This is a genomic window from Geodermatophilus sp. SYSU D00079 (assembly GCF_054050635.1).
Genome location: NZ_JBJGZS010000018.1, coordinates 71,487 through 88,540, shown reverse-complemented (window position 1 = coordinate 88,540; position 17,054 = coordinate 71,487). Strand labels below are relative to the sequence as shown.

The following is a 17,054-nucleotide window of genomic DNA, read 5'->3' as shown; positions in this document are numbered from 1 at the left end:
TCTCCATCGGCCCCAACAACGAACTCGGCGGCCCCAACGACACCCCCTGCCACTTCGACATCCCGATGCGCGGCTGCAGCCTCTACCTCGACGACGCCCTCATCGTCGACGCCGGCGAGCTCACCGTCCCCGAGATGCGCCCGGTGAACCGCCGATGAGCGTCCACCACATCGGCATGATCGTGCCGAGCTCCAACCTCACGATGGAGACCGAGCTGCCCCGCATGCTGCGGGACCGGCAGACCGTCGTCCCCGAGGACGAGTTCGTCTTCCACGCCAGCCGGATGCGCATGAAGCACGTGACCCCCGAGGGCCTGCGCGCCATGAACGCGCAGACCGAACGGGCCGCGCTGGAGCTGGCCGACGCCCGCCCGGACGTCGTGACGACCGCGTGCCTGGTCGCGATCATGGCCCAGGGGCCCGGCTCCCACTGCACCGCGGAGGACGGGATCACCGCGGCCCTGCGCAGCGAGGGGGCGACCGCGCCGGTGGTGTCCAGCGCGGGCGCCCTGCTGGAGGGCATCGCGGCCCTCGGGGCCCGCCGGGTCGCGATCGTCACCCCGTACCTCAAGCCGCTCACGAAGATGGTCGCGGACTACATCGAGGACGCCGGGGTGGAGGTGGTCGACGCCCTCAGCCTCGAGGAGCCCGACAACCTGGCGGTGGCCCGGCTGGACCCGATGGACCTGCGGGACCACTACAAGCGGCTGGACCTCACGAACGCCGACGCGCTGGTCCTGTCGGCGTGCGTGCAGATGCCCTCGCTCGCCGCCGTCCAGCCCGTGGAGGACGAGGCCGGGCTCCCGGTGCTCACCGCGGCGGTCGCCACCACCTGGTCGATCCTCACCCGACTCGGCCTGCCGACGGTCGTCCCGGGCGCCGGGCGGCTGCTCAGCGGCGAACTGGCCGTCACCGGGGCGCCCCGGTGACGGCGGACTACGGGGAGGACACCGACCGGACCTACCAGCAGGCCGGCTTCGGCGCCCCCGTGCGCCGGGGCCGGCGGCCGGCGATCGTCGTGGTCGACCTCAGCCGGGGGTTCACCGAACCGGAGTTCCCGGCCGGAGCCGACCTCACCGACGTGGTGACCGCGACCGGCCGCCTGATCGAGGCCGGCCGCTCCGCCGGGGCGCCGGTGGTCTTCACGACCATCGCGTACACGCCGGCCGAGGCCGACGGCTCCGCGGTGACCTGGCTGCAGAAGGCCACCGGGATGCGCACGCTGCGGGAGGGCAGCCCGGCGGTCGCCATCGACCCACGGCTGCCGGTGCGCCCCGAGGACGTGCTGGTCGTCAAGAAGGGCGCCTCGGCGTTCTTCGGGACGACCCTGGCCGCGACCCTCACCGGGCTGGGCTGCGACACGGTGCTGGTGTGCGGAGCGACGACGAGTGGCTGCGTCCGCGCGACCGCGGTCGACGCCGTCCAGTCGGGGTTTCCCGTCCTGGTGCCCCGCGACTGCGTCGGTGACCGGGCTGCCGGTCCGCACGAGGCGAGCCTGTTCGACATCCAGGCCAAGTACGGCGACGTCGTGGACCTCGACGACGCCCTCGGGTACCTGGCGACCCTCGCCTCCGTGGGGGTGCCGGCGTGACCGACGCAGCCCGGCCCCGGTGCGTGGCCCAGGCCGCGCTGGCCGACCTCGCCGACGTCCCGGCGGTCAGCCGGTGGGTGCGGTCGGCCGGCGTGCGCCTGCACGTCCTGGACTACGGCGGCGGAGGCGTGCCGCTGGTGGTCGTCCCGGGCATCACCAGCCCCGCGATCGCCATGGACTTCGTCGCCCGGGAACTGACCGACCTGGTCCGGCCGCTGGTCGTCGACGTCCGCGGCCGCGGCCTCTCCGACGACGGGGACGCCTACGACCTGGACGCCTACGCCGACGACGTCGAGGCGGTCGTCACCGGCCTGGGACTGGACCGCCCGGTGCTGCTCGGCCACTCGATGGGCGCCCGCATCACGGCGGTGGTCGCGGCGCGGGGGGCGCTCCCGCTCCGCGGCAGCGTCCTGGTCGACCCGCCGATGAGCGGCCCGGGCCGCGGCCCCTACCCGACGACGCTGGCCGCGTTCCTCGGGCAGTTGGCGGAGGCCCGGCGCGGGACGACCGCCGACGAGGTGGCCCGGTCCTGGCCGCGCTGGCCACGGCGGGAGCAGGAGCTGCGCGCCCGCTGGCTGTCCAGCTGCTCGGAGCGGGCGGTCACCGAGACCCACCGCGGGTTCGAGACCGAGGACTTCTTCGCCAGCTGGCCGCACGTGCCGGCGCCCACCGTGCTCGTCCACGGCGGCGACAGTCCCGTCGTGACCGCGGCCGGCGCGGCAGAGGCCGCCCGCACCAACCCCGCCGCGGAGCTGGTCGAGGTCCCCGGCGCCGGCCACATGGTGTTCTGGGACACCCCGGGCCCCGCGCTGGAGGCCACCCGCCGAGCGCTGGCCGGCATGCTGGACTGACCGCCGCCGCGCGCGAGGGCGGTGTGTGCCGAGGCCCGGTCCCCCAGGGGGACCGGGCCTCGGCCCGTGTCGGCGGACGCCCGTCCATCGGCACGCGGGCCGGTGTTCGTGACCGTCCGGAGGTGTCCCGGACGTGATCCGTGGTCAGACCGGAAGCACCCGTCACTCCTGCCACAGACGCCTCGCGCACCTGACCGGACCGGTCCGTCCGGGCCGGTAGACAGGCACCATGAGCGCCACGGACCTCCGGTCGACCGACGTGCACACCCGGCCGGCCGTGGCGATCTCGGCGACCTCGACCCCGGTCCTCAGCTACGCGCTGGCGCACAACCGGGTGCCGGTGGTGAGCCGGCTGGCGTTCACCAACCACGGCGGTGCCGTGCGCGCGGCGACGGTGCGGCTCGGCGTGCGCGACGCCGAGGGCCCGATCGGCAGCCCGGTCGAGCTGCTGGTCGACCTCGACGCCGGGCAGACGACGGTGCTCAGCGACGTCGGCCTGGTCATGGACCCCGCCGCGATGCTGCAGATCGAGGAGCAGCGCCCGGGCTCGATCGAGGTCGACCTGCTGGTCGACGGCGAGGACGTCGCGGGCACCGCCGTCCCGGTGCAGGTGCTGGCCGCCAGCCAGTGGCTGGCCGCGCCGCTCCCGCTGGCGCTGGAGATGCTCGCCGCGCACGTCATGCCCAACCACCCGGCGGTCACCGCGCTGATCGACGAGGCCAGCGTGCTGCTGGAGGAGCGCACCGGCAGCGGGTCGGTGCAGGGCTACCAGTCCGGCCCGGAGCGGGTCGACGAGATCGTGGCCGCGCTGACCGGGGCGATGCGCCGCCGCGGCATCCGCTACAGCGAGCCCCCGGCCAGCTGGGCCGACGTCGGGCAGAAGGTGCGCACCCCCGGCGACGTCCTCGACGGCCGGGTCGGCACCTGCCTGGACACCGTCGTCGTCCTGGCCGCCGCCCTGGAGCAGGCCGGCATCCGGCCGCTGCTGTGGCTGGCCGAGGGCCACGCGTTCCTCGGCTACTGGCGGGAGGAGCGCGGCGCGGAGAGCGCCGCGACGACCGACGTCGCCCCGCTGGTCAACCTGGTCGACCTCGGCCTCGTGCGGCTGGTGGAGACCACGCTGCTGACCAGCCGCGCCCGCGACGAGGAGCCGCAGGACCTGCACTCCCCCGCCTACGACGCCTGGCTGACCGGCGACCTGGACCGCGTGCTGGGCGTCACCGACGTCCACCGCGCCCGGCGCGACGGCATCGTGCCGCTGCCGGCCCGCACCCGCGGCACGGACGGCGCGGTGCAGGTGTTCGAGTACCGGCCGGCGCTGCACAGCGTCGCGGCGAAGCCGGTGGAGCGGACGCCGGCGCCGGTGCAGCCGGGCCGCCCCGAGACCCCGGCGCGGGTGCAGCAGTGGAAGAACAGCCTGCTGGACCTGTCGCTGCGCAACCGGCTGATCAACTACTCCGAGCGCGCCGGGCTGCCCCTGGCCGTGCCCGCGGCCTCCCTGGGCACGCTGGAGGACCTGCTGCACGCCGGCACCGCCGTGCAGCTGCTGCCCAGCGACCGGATCGCCGCCGTCCAGCGGGAACGGGGGCTGCGCTCGGCCACCGAGCTGCCGGCCGAGGTGCTCGCCGAGCTGCTGGTGGAGCGCAAGGCGGTGCACGCCGACGTCACCGAGGGTGGCTACCTGCCCCGGCTGCGCAACCTCGCCTACAAGGCGAAGACCGTGCGCGAGGAGACCGGCGCCAACAACCTCTACCTGGCGCTGGGCAGCCTGGCGTGGGAGCTCGACGGCCGGCCGCTGCGCTCCCCGCTGGTCCTGGTGCCGGTCACCCTCACCCCGACCAGCCGCAACGGGGTCTACCGGCTGACCCTCGACGACACCGGCACCACCACCCCGAACCACTGCCTGCTGGAGAAGCTGCGCCAGCTGCACGGCCTGACCGTGCCGGGGCTGACCGAGCCGGCCGAGGACGGCGCCGGCATCGACGTCGACCGCGCGCTGCAGGCGATGCGCCAGGCCCTGGCCGACGCGGCGGTCCCCTACCGCGTGGAGCCGACCGCCGACCTCGCCGTCCTGCAGTTCGCCAAGTTCCGGCTCTGGAAGGACCTCGACGAGCACTGGGCCGACTTCACGGCCAACCCGCTGGTCGCCCACCTGGTGCACGAGCCGACCGAGGCGTTCACCGACCCCGCCCCGGACACCGCCGGCCGGGTCGACCTCGACGAGCTCGCCGCCGAGTGCCCGGTGCCGGCCGACGCCTCCCAGCTGCGGGCGGTGGCCGAGGCCGCCGCGGGGCGCACCTTCGTGCTCGAGGGCCCGCCCGGCACCGGCAAGTCCCAGACGATCACCAACCTGCTCACCCGGGCGGTGGCCGACGGCAAGCGGGTGCTGTTCGTCGCCGAGAAGCGGGCGGCCCTCGACGTGGTCGCGCGGCGGCTGGAGGCCGTCGGGATGGGCCCGTTCGCCCTCGACCTGCACGACAAGGGCAGCCGGACCTCGGTGGTCCGGACGCAGCTCAAGGCGGCGCTGGAGCACGCGGTCGCCGTCGACGAGCAGGGCCTGGCCGCCGACGGCGAGGACCTGCGCTCCGCCCGCCGCACCCTGGCCCGCTACGCCGACCGGCTGCACGCCGAGAACGCCGCCGGGCTGTCCTACTACTCGGCCCGGACCGCGGCGCTGGCGGTGCGCGACGGCGTCCCCTCGATGCCGCTGCCGGCGACGTTCGTGGCCGGCGCGTCCCCGGAGACGATGACCGCGGTGCGCCGCGCGCTGGCGCTGCTGCCCGACATCGCCGACCTGGTCCGCCCCTCCCCGCAGCACGCGTGGGCGTTCGTCGACACCGCGCAGGTCGATCTGCTCGCCGCGCAGCAGGCCGCCGCCGCCGTCGACGCCGGGATCCGCGACCTGCCCGCCGAGCCGCACCTGGCCCGGGCGCTGCGCGAGGTGCGGACGCCGGAGGACCTCACCGCGCTGGCGCACCTGCTCTGCGGCCCCGCGACCTCGCTCGACGTGCTCGACGAGGTGCCGACCGAGCGCTGGACGACGGCGACGACGGCGGTGCTGGGCGAGGCGGCCGCGTTCGCCGCCGCCGTCCACCCGGGCCTGGAGCTGGCCACGCCGGCCGCACTGGAGCTGCCGCTGGCCGAGCTGTACGTCGCCGCGCAGACCGCGCAGGCCGGGCGCTGGATGGCCCGCCGCAAGGGGCTGGGCGCGGTCCGCGACCAGCTGGCCCCGGTGCTGCGGCCCGGCGTGACGGTGAAGCTCAAGGACGTCCCGGAGCTGACCGCCGCCCTGTGGCGGCTGCAGACCACGGCCCAGGGCATCGCCGCCCGCGCCGCGGTCATCCCGGGGCTGTCGGTCCCGGCCGGCTGGAACCCGCTGGTGGAGCCGACGCTGCTCGACGGCCAGGTGGCCTGGCTGCGCGCGGCCGGTGCCGCCACCGACCGGGACGGCGAGTTCGCCGCCGCCCTGCGCCGGTGGGTCGTGCAGGGGCCCGGTCCCGACGCCGCGACCGGCGCGGCCGTCACCCGGCTGCGCGACGCGGTCACCGCGCTGCTGCGGGTGTGCTCCACCGGCTCGCGCCAGCTGGCCCGCTGGGCCGGGGACGACGGGCTGGTGCTGCGCTGGCACATGACCCGCCCCGAGCGCGGGGTGGAGCACACCGGGCTGATGTCGCTGCGCCGCTGGGCGGACTTCATCGACACCCTGGAGCCGCTGCGCACGGCCGGCCTGCACGAGGCGCGGGCGCTGCTGGTCACCGGGGAGCTGCCCGCCGACGACGCGGTGCGCGCCTTCGAGCACGGCGTCGCCCTCGCCTCGGTCACCGAGCGGCGCGCCGCCTCGGGCCTGGACGGGTTCGACGCCGACGTCCACCAGCGGGCCATCGCCCGGTTCACCGCCGCCTCCCAGGCGGTGCGCGAGCACCTGCGCTCGGCGCTGCCCGGCGCGGTGCTCGCCGCCCGCCCGTTCGACGCGGTCAGCGGCGATGGCCAGGTCGGCGCGCTGCAGCGGGAGCTGGCCAAGACCCGCCGCGGGCTGGGGGTGCGCGGGCTGCTCGCCCAGTACGGGGAGCTGGTCACCGCCGTCATGCCGTGCGTGCTGGTCTCCCCCGACTCGGTGGCGCGGTTCTTCCCCGCCGAGGCCGGCCTGTTCGACCTGGTCGTGTTCGACGAGGCCTCGCAGATCCGGGTGGCCGACGCCGTCGGTGCGTTGGGCCGGGCCAAGGCCGCGGTCGTGGTCGGCGACAGCAAGCAGATGCCGCCGACGTCCTTCGCCGAGCCGTCCACCGGCGCGGCCGAGGACGACGGGGCCGAGCTGCTGGGCACCGCGGTCGAGGACGAGGAGTCGATCCTCTCCGAGTGCGTGCAGGCCCGGGTGCCGCGGCAGTGGCTGTCGTGGCACTACCGCAGCCAGGACGAGTCGCTCATCGCGTTCAGCAACGCCAACTACTACGAGAACCGGCTCTCGTCGTTCCCCGCGCCGACCCACGGCCGGCCCTCGGCCGACGTTGGCGGGCGCGGCATCTCGCTGGTGCGGGTCAACGGCACCTTCCACCGCTCCGGCGCGGGCCGGCTGCTGCGGACCAACCCGATGGAGGCCAAGGCCGTCGTCGCGGAGATCCGCCGCCGGTTCGACGCCTGGGAGGGCGGTGCGGACGGCAGCCTGCCCTCGATCGGGGTCATCACCTTCAACGTGCAGCAGCGGGCCTACATCGAGGGGCTGCTGCGCGACGCCGGCGACGACCGGCTGGTCGAGGCGCTGGACCGCACCGACGGCGAGGGGCTGTTCGTCAAGAACCTGGAGAACGTGCAGGGCGACGAGCGCGACGTCGTGCTGTTCTCCACCGGCTTCAGCGTCAACGACCGCGGGTTCCTGCCGCTGAACTTCGGCCCGCTCAACCGGGTCGGCGGGGAGCGGCGGCTCAACGTCGCGGTGACCCGCGCCCGGCGCCAGGTCGTCGTCTTCTCCTCGTTCGAGCCGTCGCAGCTGCGGGCCGAGCAGACCTCGTCGCTGGGCATCAAGCACCTGCGCGCCTACCTCGACCTGGCCGCGCTGGGCACCGACGCCCTGCCGCGCGACGCCCGGCCGGTCGCCGTCCCCGACCGGCACCGCGACGAGATCGCCGCCGCGCTGCGCGAGCGCGGGCTGGTGGTGCGCACCGACGTCGGGCTCTCGGAGTTCCGGGTGGACCTGTCGGTGGCCCGCGCCGAGGCTCCGGACGCGCCGGTGATGGCGGTGCTGCTCGACGGCCCGACGTGGGCCCGCCGCCGGACGGTCGGCGACCGCGACGGCCTGCCGGTCGACGTCCTCGCCGGGATGCTGCGCTGGCCCGCGGTCGAGCGGGTGTGGCTGCCGACGTGGCTGCGCGACCGCGACGCCGTCCTCGACCGGCTGGTCGCCGCCGTCGACGCCACCCCCGCGCCCGCCCCCCGGCCCGAACCGGCCATTGTGGCCACGATGGCCGCCCACGACCCGGCCATCGTGGCCACTGTGGCCGTCGGGGAGACGGTGGACGTCGTCCCGCCGGTGCCCGCCCCGGCCGAGCCGCCGGCGACCGAGCTGCGGTCGGCGGTGCCGTTGCGGGTGACCGCGCCGGTGGTCGTCGACGTGCCGGTGGCCGAGGTCGCCGAGACGCCCGAGGAGGCGGCGCCGGTCGACGAGACACCCGTCGCCGAGGCCCCCGTGCCCGAGATCCCTGCCGGCGAAGCCCCCGTGGCGCCGGCTCCCCGGCCGGCCCCGGCCCGGGCCCCGCGGCGGACGGCGCGGAAGACGACGACGGCGCCGCTGGACGGCGAGCTGCCGTTCGTCCCGTGGGTGCCCAAGACCGCCGGGGACCGCAAGGTCCTCGACGCGCTCTCCGACGCCCGCATCGCGCGCACGGTGAAGCGGGTGCTCACCGCCGGGCTCAAGGCGGAGGGGCCGGTGCACCGCGACCGGCTGACCCGGCTGACCGCGAGCGCGTTCGGGCTCACCCGGGTCAGCGAGGCCCGGCGCGACGCGCTGCTGGCGCTGCTGCCGCCGGCCACCCTCGTCGGCGAGTTCGTCTGGCCCGAGACGCTGGACCGCGACACCTGGTCGTCCTTCCGCCGGCAGGCCGCCAGCGCCGACCGGCCGCTGGAGCACGTGGCGCCGGAGGAGGTCACCAACGCGATGGTGGCCCTGTGCCGCGCCGCCGCCGGCCTGACGCGGGACGAGCTGTTCCTGCGGACGGCGGAGGTCTTCGGCTACCGCCGCCGGACGCCGTCGCTCCTGCCGCTGCTGGAGGCGGCGCTGGTCCGCGGGCTGGACGCCGGCCGGCTCACCCGCCAGGACTCCGGCCTGCTGACCGCGGCGGGGTGACCCGGGCTGCGCGCGGGGCGGGACGGCGGGTCGGCGACGATGGCGGGATGAGCTCTCCCTCCCTCACGGGCGCCGGCCTGGACACCGGGGCGTTCGAGGCGGCGGTGCGGGAGGCCGTCGGCCGCCTCGCCGGGGTCGCCGAGCGGACGCCGCTGCAGCGCAACGCCCGGCTGTCGGCGGGGACCGGGGCCGACGTCTGGGTGAAGCGGGAGGACCTGCAGGTCGGCCGCTCCTACAAGGTGCGCGGCGCCTACAACACGATCGCCGGCCTGCCGCCCGCCGCCCGGACCGCCGGGGTGGCGTGCGCCAGCGCCGGCAACCACGGGCAGGGCGTGGCGTACGCGTGCCGGGCGCTGGGCGTGCGCGGCTCGGTGTTCGTGCCGGGCACCACGCCCCGGCAGAAGCGGGAGCGGATCAGCGCCCTCGGCGGGGACGCGGTGCAGCTCGTGGTCACCGGCGACTCCTACGACGAGGCCGCGGCCGCCGCCGCGGCTTTCGCCGGGCGCACCGGCGCCACCCTGGTGCCGGCGTTCGACGCGCTGTCCACCGTGGTCGGGCAGGCCACGGTCGGCGTCGAGCTGCTCGAGCAGCTGGCCACCCCGCCGGACGTCGTGGTGCTGCCGGTCGGCGGCGGCGGGCTGCTCGCCGGCTGCGGCACCTGGCTGCGCGCGCACAGCCCCGGCACCCGGCTGGTGGGGGTGGAACCGGCGGGCGCGGCGAGCATGACCGCCGCCCTGGCCGCCGGTCACCCCGTGGAGCTCGCCGAGATGGAGACGTTCGTCGACGGCGCCGCCGTCCGCCGGGTCGGCGAGGTCACGCTGCCCCTGGTCCGCGACTGCGGCGCGGACCTGGTCGCCGTCCCCGAGGGGCAGATCTGCACCGAGATGCTGGACCTCTACCAGGTGGACGGCGTCATCGCCGAGCCCGCCGGCGCGCTGGCGTCGGCCGCGCTGACCGGGGGGCTGGTGACCGTCGAGCCGGGGCAGACGGTCGTGTGCGTCCTGTCCGGCGGCAACAACGACGTCAGCCGGTACGCCGAGGTGGTGGAGCGCTCCCTGGTGCACCGCGGGCTCAAGCACTACTTCCTGGTGGAGTTCCCGCAGGAGCCCGGGGCGCTGCGCCGCTTCCTCGACGAGGTGCTCGGCCCCGACGACGACATCGTGCTGTTCGAGTACGTGAAGCGGGACAACCGCGAGACCGGCGCCGCGCTCACCGGCATCGAGATCGGACGGGCCGCGGACCTGCCCGGCCTGCTCGCCCGCATCGAGGCCAGCCCGCTGCGCATCCAGCACGTGGCCCCCGGGACGACGGCCTACCGCTTCCTCGTCTGACCCGGGGCCGGCCGCCGGCTCAGTCAGGCACCCGTCGGTACGCCCGGACCCACCGGTGTCCGGCCGCCGGTCCCGGCGGTGGTCGCGGGGTGCAGCCAGCCCTGCGCGCTGGACACCCCGAGGGCCACCTCGACGAAGCGCCGGACCGCCGCGCCGGCTCCCGGCCGCCAGTAGAGCTGGACCGGGATGAGGGGTGCCGGCTCGACGGCGCGCCAGACGAAACCGTCGGGGAGGGGGTCGAACTGGGTCACGAAGGCCACCGAGAAGGCCTGGCCGGCCACGATCTCCGCGCGCGCGGCGGGATCGCGGTGGAACAGCGCCGACGTCAGGTACTCGAACTCGTGGATGGGCCCGTGGAAGCCGTGTCGGCGGAAGGAGCCGACGACCTGGTCGAAGAAGTCCGGCGAGAACTGGCGCGGCCAGATGGCCAGCGTCGAGTCGGCCAACCGCTCCACGGGGAGCACCGGGTGCACGGCGAGCGGGTGCCCCGTGCCGAGCACGACGCCGATCGGCTCGTTGCGCAGCCGGACCGACTCCAGGCCCTCGCCCACGTCGGCCGACCGGACCATCCCGACGTCCACCCGCCCGGCCCGGACCGCCTCCAGGCTCTCCGGCTGCCACATCTCGCACATCTGCAGCGACAGCTCCGGGAGGCGGTCGTGGACGGCGGAGACCAGACGGGGCAGGGTCTCCTGCACCAGCGTCGGCGTGTACGAGACGACCAGGCGTCCACTCTCCCCCGTGGCGACCCGCTGGGTCTGCTCCAGCGCCGACGCGACGAGGCGGAGCACCGCCTGGGCCTGGCCCAGCAGCACCGCGCCCGCCTCGCTGAGCTCCACCCGGCGCGTGGTCCGGCGGAACAGCTGTACCCCGAGGCCGTGCTCCAGCTGCTGCACCTGTGCGCTCAGCGACTGCTGGGCCAGGTGCAGCCGCCGTGCCGCCCGGGAGAAGTTCAGCTCCTCGGCGACGGCCACGAAGGCGCGCAGGTGGCGCAGCTCGACATCGTCCTTCACCGCACCCTGACCCTCCTGGAGGTCCGGACCGGGCGGCACCGGCCGTGGTCGGCCCGGTGGATCGACCACGCTAGCCGGTGAATCCACCGGGGATCACTGTTTCTCCCGTCGCTCACGCCGCATCTAGGTTCGCCCCCAGGTGGTCGTCGGAGCCCACCGGAGAGGGGCCGATCGGTGCAACTGGTCAGTTTCCGCCGCACGGGAGCGTCGGGTCCCCCACTGCCCGGCGTCCTCGATGCAGGACAGGTCGTGGACCTCGCCTCGGCGGCTAGGGCGCTCGCTCCGGACATCCCACCGCCGGACTCGGTGCTCGCGCTCCTGCGGCAGGGCGAACACGGGCTCGACCTCGCGCGGACCTGCCTGGTCCGCGCTCAGGAGACCGGCCAGTCCCTCCTGCCGCTCGAGGAGGTCCGGCTGGCCGCGCCGCTGCCCCGCCCCAACTCGATGCGCGACTTCATGCTCGTCGAGGAGCACGTGCGCAACAGCCTGGGCACCGTGCCGCCCGAGTGGTACCGCCTGCCGATCCACTGGAAGGGCAACCCGGACACCGTGATCGGGCCGGACGACGAGGTCCCCTGGCCGCACTACACCGACAAGCTCGACTACGAGCTCGAGGTGGCCGCGGTGCTGGGGAGACCGGCCTCCCAGGTGACGCCCGAGCAGGCGCTGGACTGCATCGCCGGCTACACGATCTTCAACGACTGGAGCGCCCGGGACATCCAGTTCCGGGAGATGGAGGTCCGGCTCGGGCCCGCCTTCGGCAAGGACTTCGCCACCTCGCTCGGACCCACCCTCACCACCGCGGACGCCATCGACATCTCCGCCGCGCGGATGAGCGCGCGGGTCAACGGGGAGACCTGGTCGGAGGGCACGCTCGGCGCGATGGCCTTCAGCTTCGCCGAGGTCGTCTCCACGCTGTCGGTCGACCAGCCGTTGCAGCCCGGCGACGTCCTGGGCGGCGGGACGATCGGCCGCGGGTGCGGCCTGGAGCTGGACCGCTGGATCCGCCCGGGGGACGTCGTCGAGCTCGAGGTGGAGGGCATCGGCGTCCTGCGCAACCCCGTCGGCAAGAAGCGGGACGCCCCCGGCTTCGGGATCGACCTGACCGACCGGCCCGCCTGAACCTGCCTCCCCTGCAGGCCGCGCGCTGTCGACCGGCCGCGCGCTCCACACCCGACGCAACGGAGAGACGCATGCCTGACGTGATCCTGCAGGTGTACCCCACGCTCGGCGACGAGCAGGAGATGGCCGCCCGGCGCCCCATCGGCCGCGACAACGAGGCGTACCAGCGCATGCTGGACAGCCTGGTCGAGCTGGTGAAGGCCGCCGACGACCTCGGCTACTGGGGCATCACGCACGTCGAGCACCACATGCACTCGGAGGGCATGGAGATCTCCCCGGCCCCGCTGATGCTCAACCTCTACCTGGGGCAGCACACCAAGCGCCTCCGGCACGGGCAGCTCGGTCTGGTGCTCCCGGCCCACGACCCGATCCGGCTGGCGGAGGAGATCGCCATCGTCGACCACATGCTGCGGGGTCGGCTGTTCGTCGGTATGGCCCGGGGCTACCAGGCGCGGTGGCAGAACATCCTGGGGCAGCGGTTCGGGGTGACCTCCACGGCGTCGGACATGAGCGACGCCGACCAGCGCAATCGGCTGCTGTTCTCGGAGAACTTCGCGATCATGAAGAAGGCGTGGACCGAGCCGCTGCTCCAGTACGACGGCCCCACGTACAAGGTGCCGTTCCCGGTCGAGGGCATCCCGAACTGGCCGCCGGCGAAGACCATCACCGGCCCCTACGGCCAGCCCGGCGAGGTCGACGAGCACGGCACGGTCAAGGGTGTCAGCGTCGTGCCGCGGCCCTACCAGAGCCCGCACCCGCAGCTGTTCCAGGCCTTCGGCGCCAGCCCCGGCACGCTGCTGTGGTGCGGCGAGGAGGACGTCACGCCGACGATCCTCATGGGCTCACACGAGAAGCTGCGCCAGCTCATGGACATCTACGTGCAGGGCGCCAACTCACGGGGCCGCGACCCCCGCTTCGGGGAGGGCATCGGCGTCTGCCGCACGTTCTACATCTACCCGAACGGAACGCCTGAGGACGAGGTCCGTGCCCGCATCCGGGACAGCGTCGAGCGCTACGAGAAGCCGGTCTGGCAGGGCTGGTACGAGCAGTTCGGGTTCATGGAGGGTGCCCGGTACGACGGCGAGGAGGGTCCGGTGCCCAAGCCCGGCGAGCACCTCGCCGACCGGCTCATCAACAGTGGACTGCTCATCGGCGGCACGGTCGACGACGTCAAGCGCCAGGTCGGGGAGTTCCTCACGAAGCTGCCCATCGACTACTTCGTGTGGCTCTTCCACTGGGGCATGATCCCGCGCGACGAGGGCCTGCAGATGCTCGAGCTGTTCGCCACCGAGGTCATGCCCGAGTTCGGGCTCGCCGAGGCCGGGCAGGCCTGAGGAAGGACCCTCCACCACCCCTCGCCGGCTCGGGGCGGGGCCGCCCTGCGCCCTCGTCGCGCTCCCTCTGGAGGAGACATGAGCAACAGCCACACCCACACCGCGGTCCTGCCCCCACCGACGATCGAGAGCCTCGGCGGCGGCTTCCACGCGTTCGTCCAGCTCGACGGCAGCTGGGGCCTGAACAACGCCGGCGTCCACGTCGGGCGGCGCGGGGTCACCCTCGTGGACACCGCCTTCACCGCCGCCCGCGGCCAGGGGCTCAAGGACGCCGTCGGCACCCTGACCGAGACCCCTGTGCAGACCATCGTCAACACCCACCACCACGGCGACCACACCTACGGCAACTACCTGTTCCCGCAGGCCACGATCGTCGGGCACGACCTGTGCCGGCAGACGATGCTCGCCGTCGGCCTGGAGACGCAGGAGTGGTTCCCGGGCGTGGAGTGGGGCGACCTGGAGATCGCCGCTCCCACGGTCACCTTCGACGACTCGGTGACCGTCTACTGCGACGACGTCGCCGCCACGCTGCGGTACGTCGGGCAGCCGGCGCACACCACCAACGACGTCACCGTGTGGGTGCCCGAGCGCGGCCTGCTCTTCGCCGGCGACCTCGTCTTCAACGGCGGGACGCCGTTCGTGGTGATGGGCTCGGTGCAGGGGCTGGTCGACGCACTCACCGAGCTCCAGCGACTCGACCCGGCCACCCTCGTACCCGGGCACGGCGCCGTGTGCGACGGCGCCGTCATCGCCGGCCAGTTGGAGTACCTGCGGTTCGTGCAGGAGCGGGCGCGCGAGGGGTTCGGCGCCGGCGACCCCCCGCTGGAGGTGGCGCGCCGCACCGACCTCGGTGACTTCGCGCGCCTGACCGATCCGGAGCGGCTCGTCGGCAACCTGCACCGCGCCTACTCCGAGCTCCGCGGCGAGCCACGGGGAGTGCCCCTGGACTACCACCTGATCGTCGACGAGATGATCGCGTACAACGGCGGCAGGCCGCTGACCTGCCTGGCCTGACCCGCCGGCTCAGGGGATGCGGTAGGCGTCGCCGTAGGTGGACCACTGCAGCGGCGGGTTCAGGTGCAGGTTGCCCTCCTCGAGGAACCGCCGCTGCCCGGTCTCGACCCGGCTGGTGTCGCGGTGCGCGCGCTCGGCCTGCATCGCCTCGACCCGCGCGTCCAGGAACGCGTCGAGCCACTCCTCCTCGTCGCCGCCCTGCGCCGGCGGGCTGGCGTTCGCCAGCGCGGCGGCCCGGATCCCGCCGAAGTCCAGCCGGTCCTCACCGGGGCCGTGCATGACCATCGCATCGAAGTACATGAACTGGCCGAGGGCGTGCACGCCGTCGGCCAGGCCCTGCTGCACGGCCGGGTCGAAGTAGGCGACGTCGACGATGTGGTCCTGCGCCGCCTGGAACAGCGGGTCGCGGGCGGCGGCCTGCCAGTCGGCGACGAACGCCGGGCCCAGCCCCTCCTGGGTCACGTTGCCCATGCCGAGCTCCTCCTGCCGGCGCAGGGCGGGCAGGTACTCCTCCAGCCGGTTCCCCGGTGCGGTGCTCGTGTAGTACTCGACCAGCCGGGTCATGTCGCCGCAGCCGCTGCAGAAGCCGATCAGCCCGGCGGTGTAGCCCCGGTTCTCCGACTCGACGCCCTCGACGTCCCACTCGATGTAGGCGTACTGGTCCTGCCAGTCCAGCGTGGAGTTCTCGGCGCTGGAGACCAGCTGCATCGCGACGTCGCGCTTGCCGGGGTCACTGAGGTCGGACGTGTCCACCGGTGTCGGGCCCGCCTCCGAGGTCGTGGTCGCGGCCGGTCGCCCGTCGGGCTCCCCACCGAGCCGGGGGACGACGAGCACCAGCAGCGCCAGCAGCAGGGCCAGGCCGACCGCCGCCAGCACCGCGGACCGGGGCGGACGGCGCCGGGGCGCGGCGTGCCGGGCGGGACGCGTCTCCCGCCGGACACCCGTGCCGATCCCGGTCATCCACTCCCCAGTCGCCGTGCCCGCCGCTCCGTGGTCCAACGTCCCCCACGAACCTGTGTGTTCCGTGTGCCCACGCTGGGAGGAGGAAGTCACACACCGGACCACGGGCCCGGGCCGGCCGGCGGTCGAGGGTGGGGAGGGGAACCGCGAGCGCCGCGGGGACGGTCTCTGCCAGGTTCACGTTCTACCGTCGTCGTCCAGCCGTCGCCGACCCCGGGAGGTCCCGCACCGTGGACGAGGCGCTCGACCCCACCGGAGCCGTCGCCGACCTGGCCGGCACCCGCCAGGTGCACCTCCTGGAGCCCGGCGACCCCGACCGCATCGGGCCCTACACCCTCATGTGCCGGCTGCCGCGCGGCGGCCAGGGGGCCGACCTGTTCGTCGGCTCCACCGGGGACGACGGCCCGCTGGTGGTGGTCAAGCGGCTGCCCGAGGCCGCACCCGACCTGGCCCGCAAGCGGCTGGCCCGCGAGGTGGAGAACGCCACCCGGGTGAAGAGCTCCCGGGTGGCCCGGATCGTCGACCAGGACCTCACCGCCGACGCCCCCTACTACGTGCAGGAGTACGTGGCGGGCACGCCGCTGGACGAGTTCCTCGCGCACCGCTCGGCCGGGCTGAACGCCGAGGAGCTGCGCCGCATCGCCATCGGCCTGCTCCGCGCGCTCCGGGACGTGCACGCCGCCGGCGTCGTCCACCGCGACGTCAAGCCGGGCAACATCATCATCTCCGGCAGCGACGTGTGGCTGGTCGACTTCGGCATCAGCCGCTACATCGGCCCCGAGCCGCCGTCGGGCACCGCGACCACCGGCATGGCGGTGCTGGGCACGAAGCTGTTCGCGAGCCCCGAACAGCTGCAGGGCGCCGCGCTCACCGAGGCCAGCGACGTCTACAGCTGGGGCATGGTGATCGCCTTCGCGGCGGGCGCGGTGCACCCGGTGGACCCGGACGACACCATGTCCGACTCCGACTACTTCCTCGCCCTGCGCGCCGGCCGGCTCAACCTCTCCCGGGTGCCGCCCAACCTGCTCGACAGCGTCACCCAGGCCCTGCGGTTCGCGCCGGAGAAGCGGCCGTCGGTGTCCGCGCTGGCCCGGCAGGTGGAGCAGCAGACCCGCTGGTTGGGCGGCACCTCGCAGATCCCCGACCCGCGGACGACGATGCGCGACCTGCAGTCGGTGGGCGCGGTCGTCGAGGCGGCGCGCTACGAGCTGGCCCGGCTGGAGCGAGCGGTCGCCGACACCCGGGTCGGCTTCGCCGCGGCCGTGGCCGTCGCCGTGCTGCTCGGCATCGTCGCCGGGCTGGTGCTGGCCATCGTCTACCACGTCGCCTTCTGACCCCGACCCCGAGGAGGCCCACCACCGTGTCCGGCATGTACGAGCGGGCGCTGGCCCAGCAGCGGCTGGACGCGCGGCGGCACCGCTACCGCGAGCGGCAGCGCGTGCTGCTGGCGGTGTTCTGCGCGACCGCCGTCGTCTTCTTCGTCCTCTTCGTCCGCTGAGCCG

12 protein-coding genes are annotated in these 17,054 nt (G+C 74.7%); 10 read left to right on the top strand and 2 right to left on the bottom strand.

The genetic code is table 11. From position 1 onward, the window contains the following. Window positions 1-154: 154 nt before the first annotated feature. From ACI79E_RS15295 to ilvA, 5 genes are all read left to right on the top strand, one after another. The gene (locus ACI79E_RS15295; protein ID WP_456933417.1) at window positions 155-928 is read left to right on the top strand and encodes a maleate cis-trans isomerase family protein; all 774 of its coding nucleotides are present in this window, start codon (window positions 155-157) and stop codon (window positions 926-928) included. Then, complete coding sequence (locus ACI79E_RS15290) at window positions 925-1,590, top strand: isochorismatase family protein (RefSeq protein WP_456933416.1); 666 nt, start codon at window positions 925-927, stop codon at window positions 1,588-1,590. Before ACI79E_RS15295 ends, ACI79E_RS15290 begins: the two co-directional genes overlap by 4 nt. Beyond that, the gene (locus tag ACI79E_RS15285) at window positions 1,587-2,441 is read left to right on the top strand and encodes an alpha/beta fold hydrolase (protein WP_456933415.1); all 855 of its coding nucleotides are present in this window, start codon (window positions 1,587-1,589) and stop codon (window positions 2,439-2,441) included. The genes ACI79E_RS15290 and ACI79E_RS15285 overlap by 4 nt, the downstream gene beginning before the upstream one ends. A 229-nt stretch (window positions 2,442-2,670) precedes the next feature. Further along, the gene (locus ACI79E_RS15280) at window positions 2,671-8,778 is read left to right on the top strand and encodes a DUF4011 domain-containing protein (RefSeq protein ID WP_456933414.1); all 6,108 of its coding nucleotides are present in this window, start codon (window positions 2,671-2,673) and stop codon (window positions 8,776-8,778) included. A gap of 47 nt (window positions 8,779-8,825) precedes the next feature. Beyond that, window positions 8,826-10,109 carry a threonine ammonia-lyase IlvA gene (gene ilvA / locus ACI79E_RS15275; RefSeq protein ID WP_456933413.1) on the top strand — a complete coding sequence of 428 codons (1,284 nt, stop codon included), beginning with the start codon at window positions 8,826-8,828 and terminating at the stop codon, window positions 10,107-10,109. A 23-nt stretch (window positions 10,110-10,132) separates the two neighbouring features. Here the strand turns inward: ilvA and ACI79E_RS15270 are convergent, their stop codons facing one another. Next, complete coding sequence (locus ACI79E_RS15270) at window positions 10,133-11,122, bottom strand: LysR family transcriptional regulator (protein WP_456933412.1); 990 nt, start codon at window positions 11,120-11,122, stop codon at window positions 10,133-10,135. A gap of 306 nt (window positions 11,123-11,428) precedes the next feature. On the opposite strand from ACI79E_RS15270, the gene ACI79E_RS15265 reads away from it, so the two are divergent. From ACI79E_RS15265 to ACI79E_RS15255, 3 genes are all read left to right on the top strand, one after another. Then, window positions 11,429-12,244 carry a fumarylacetoacetate hydrolase family protein gene (locus tag ACI79E_RS15265; protein ID WP_456933411.1) on the top strand — a complete coding sequence of 272 codons (816 nt, stop codon included), beginning with the start codon at window positions 11,429-11,431 and terminating at the stop codon, window positions 12,242-12,244. A 71-nt stretch (window positions 12,245-12,315) separates the two neighbouring features. Then, entirely contained in the window at window positions 12,316-13,578 is a 1,263-nt protein-coding gene (locus ACI79E_RS15260) for an LLM class flavin-dependent oxidoreductase (RefSeq protein WP_456933410.1), read from the top strand. Window positions 13,579-13,656: 78 nt separating this feature from the next. Continuing rightward, window positions 13,657-14,592 (top strand): MBL fold metallo-hydrolase, encoded by a 936-nt coding sequence (locus ACI79E_RS15255; protein WP_456933409.1) that lies wholly within the window; start codon window positions 13,657-13,659, stop codon window positions 14,590-14,592. 9 nt (window positions 14,593-14,601) lie between these two features. On the opposite strand, the gene ACI79E_RS15250 is transcribed toward ACI79E_RS15255, so the two are convergent. Next, window positions 14,602-15,552: a chitosanase gene (locus tag ACI79E_RS15250; RefSeq protein WP_456933408.1), complete on the bottom strand. Its 951-nt coding sequence runs from the start codon at window positions 15,550-15,552 to the stop codon at window positions 14,602-14,604. 230 nt (window positions 15,553-15,782) lie between these two features. On the opposite strand from ACI79E_RS15250, the gene ACI79E_RS15245 reads away from it, so the two are divergent. After that, window positions 15,783-16,886, top strand: a complete 1,104-nt coding sequence (locus tag ACI79E_RS15245; protein ID WP_456933407.1) for a serine/threonine-protein kinase — start codon at window positions 15,783-15,785, stop codon at window positions 16,884-16,886. A 26-nt stretch (window positions 16,887-16,912) separates the two neighbouring features. Continuing rightward, a complete protein-coding gene (locus ACI79E_RS15240; protein ID WP_172442492.1) occupies window positions 16,913-17,050 on the top strand; it encodes a hypothetical protein in 138 nt (45 codons plus the stop codon). Window positions 17,051-17,054: the final 4 nt, after the last annotated feature.

What these genes read in the sequence shown, in the direction of transcription:
- ACI79E_RS15295 (WP_456933417.1), top strand. Translation starts at nt 155, where the DNA reads ATGAGCGTCCACCACATCGGCATGATCGTGCCGAGCTCCAACCTCACG.
- ilvA (WP_456933413.1), top strand. Translation starts at nt 8,826, where the DNA reads ATGAGCTCTCCCTCCCTCACGGGCGCCGGCCTGGACACCGGGGCGTTC.
- ACI79E_RS15255 (WP_456933409.1), top strand. Translation starts at nt 13,657, where the DNA reads ATGAGCAACAGCCACACCCACACCGCGGTCCTGCCCCCACCGACGATC.
- ACI79E_RS15260 (WP_456933410.1), top strand. Translation starts at nt 12,316, where the DNA reads ATGCCTGACGTGATCCTGCAGGTGTACCCCACGCTCGGCGACGAGCAG.
- ACI79E_RS15280 (WP_456933414.1), top strand. Translation starts at nt 2,671, where the DNA reads ATGAGCGCCACGGACCTCCGGTCGACCGACGTGCACACCCGGCCGGCC.
- ACI79E_RS15250 (WP_456933408.1), bottom strand. Translation starts at nt 15,552, where the DNA reads ATGACCGGGATCGGCACGGGTGTCCGGCGGGAGACGCGTCCCGCCCGG.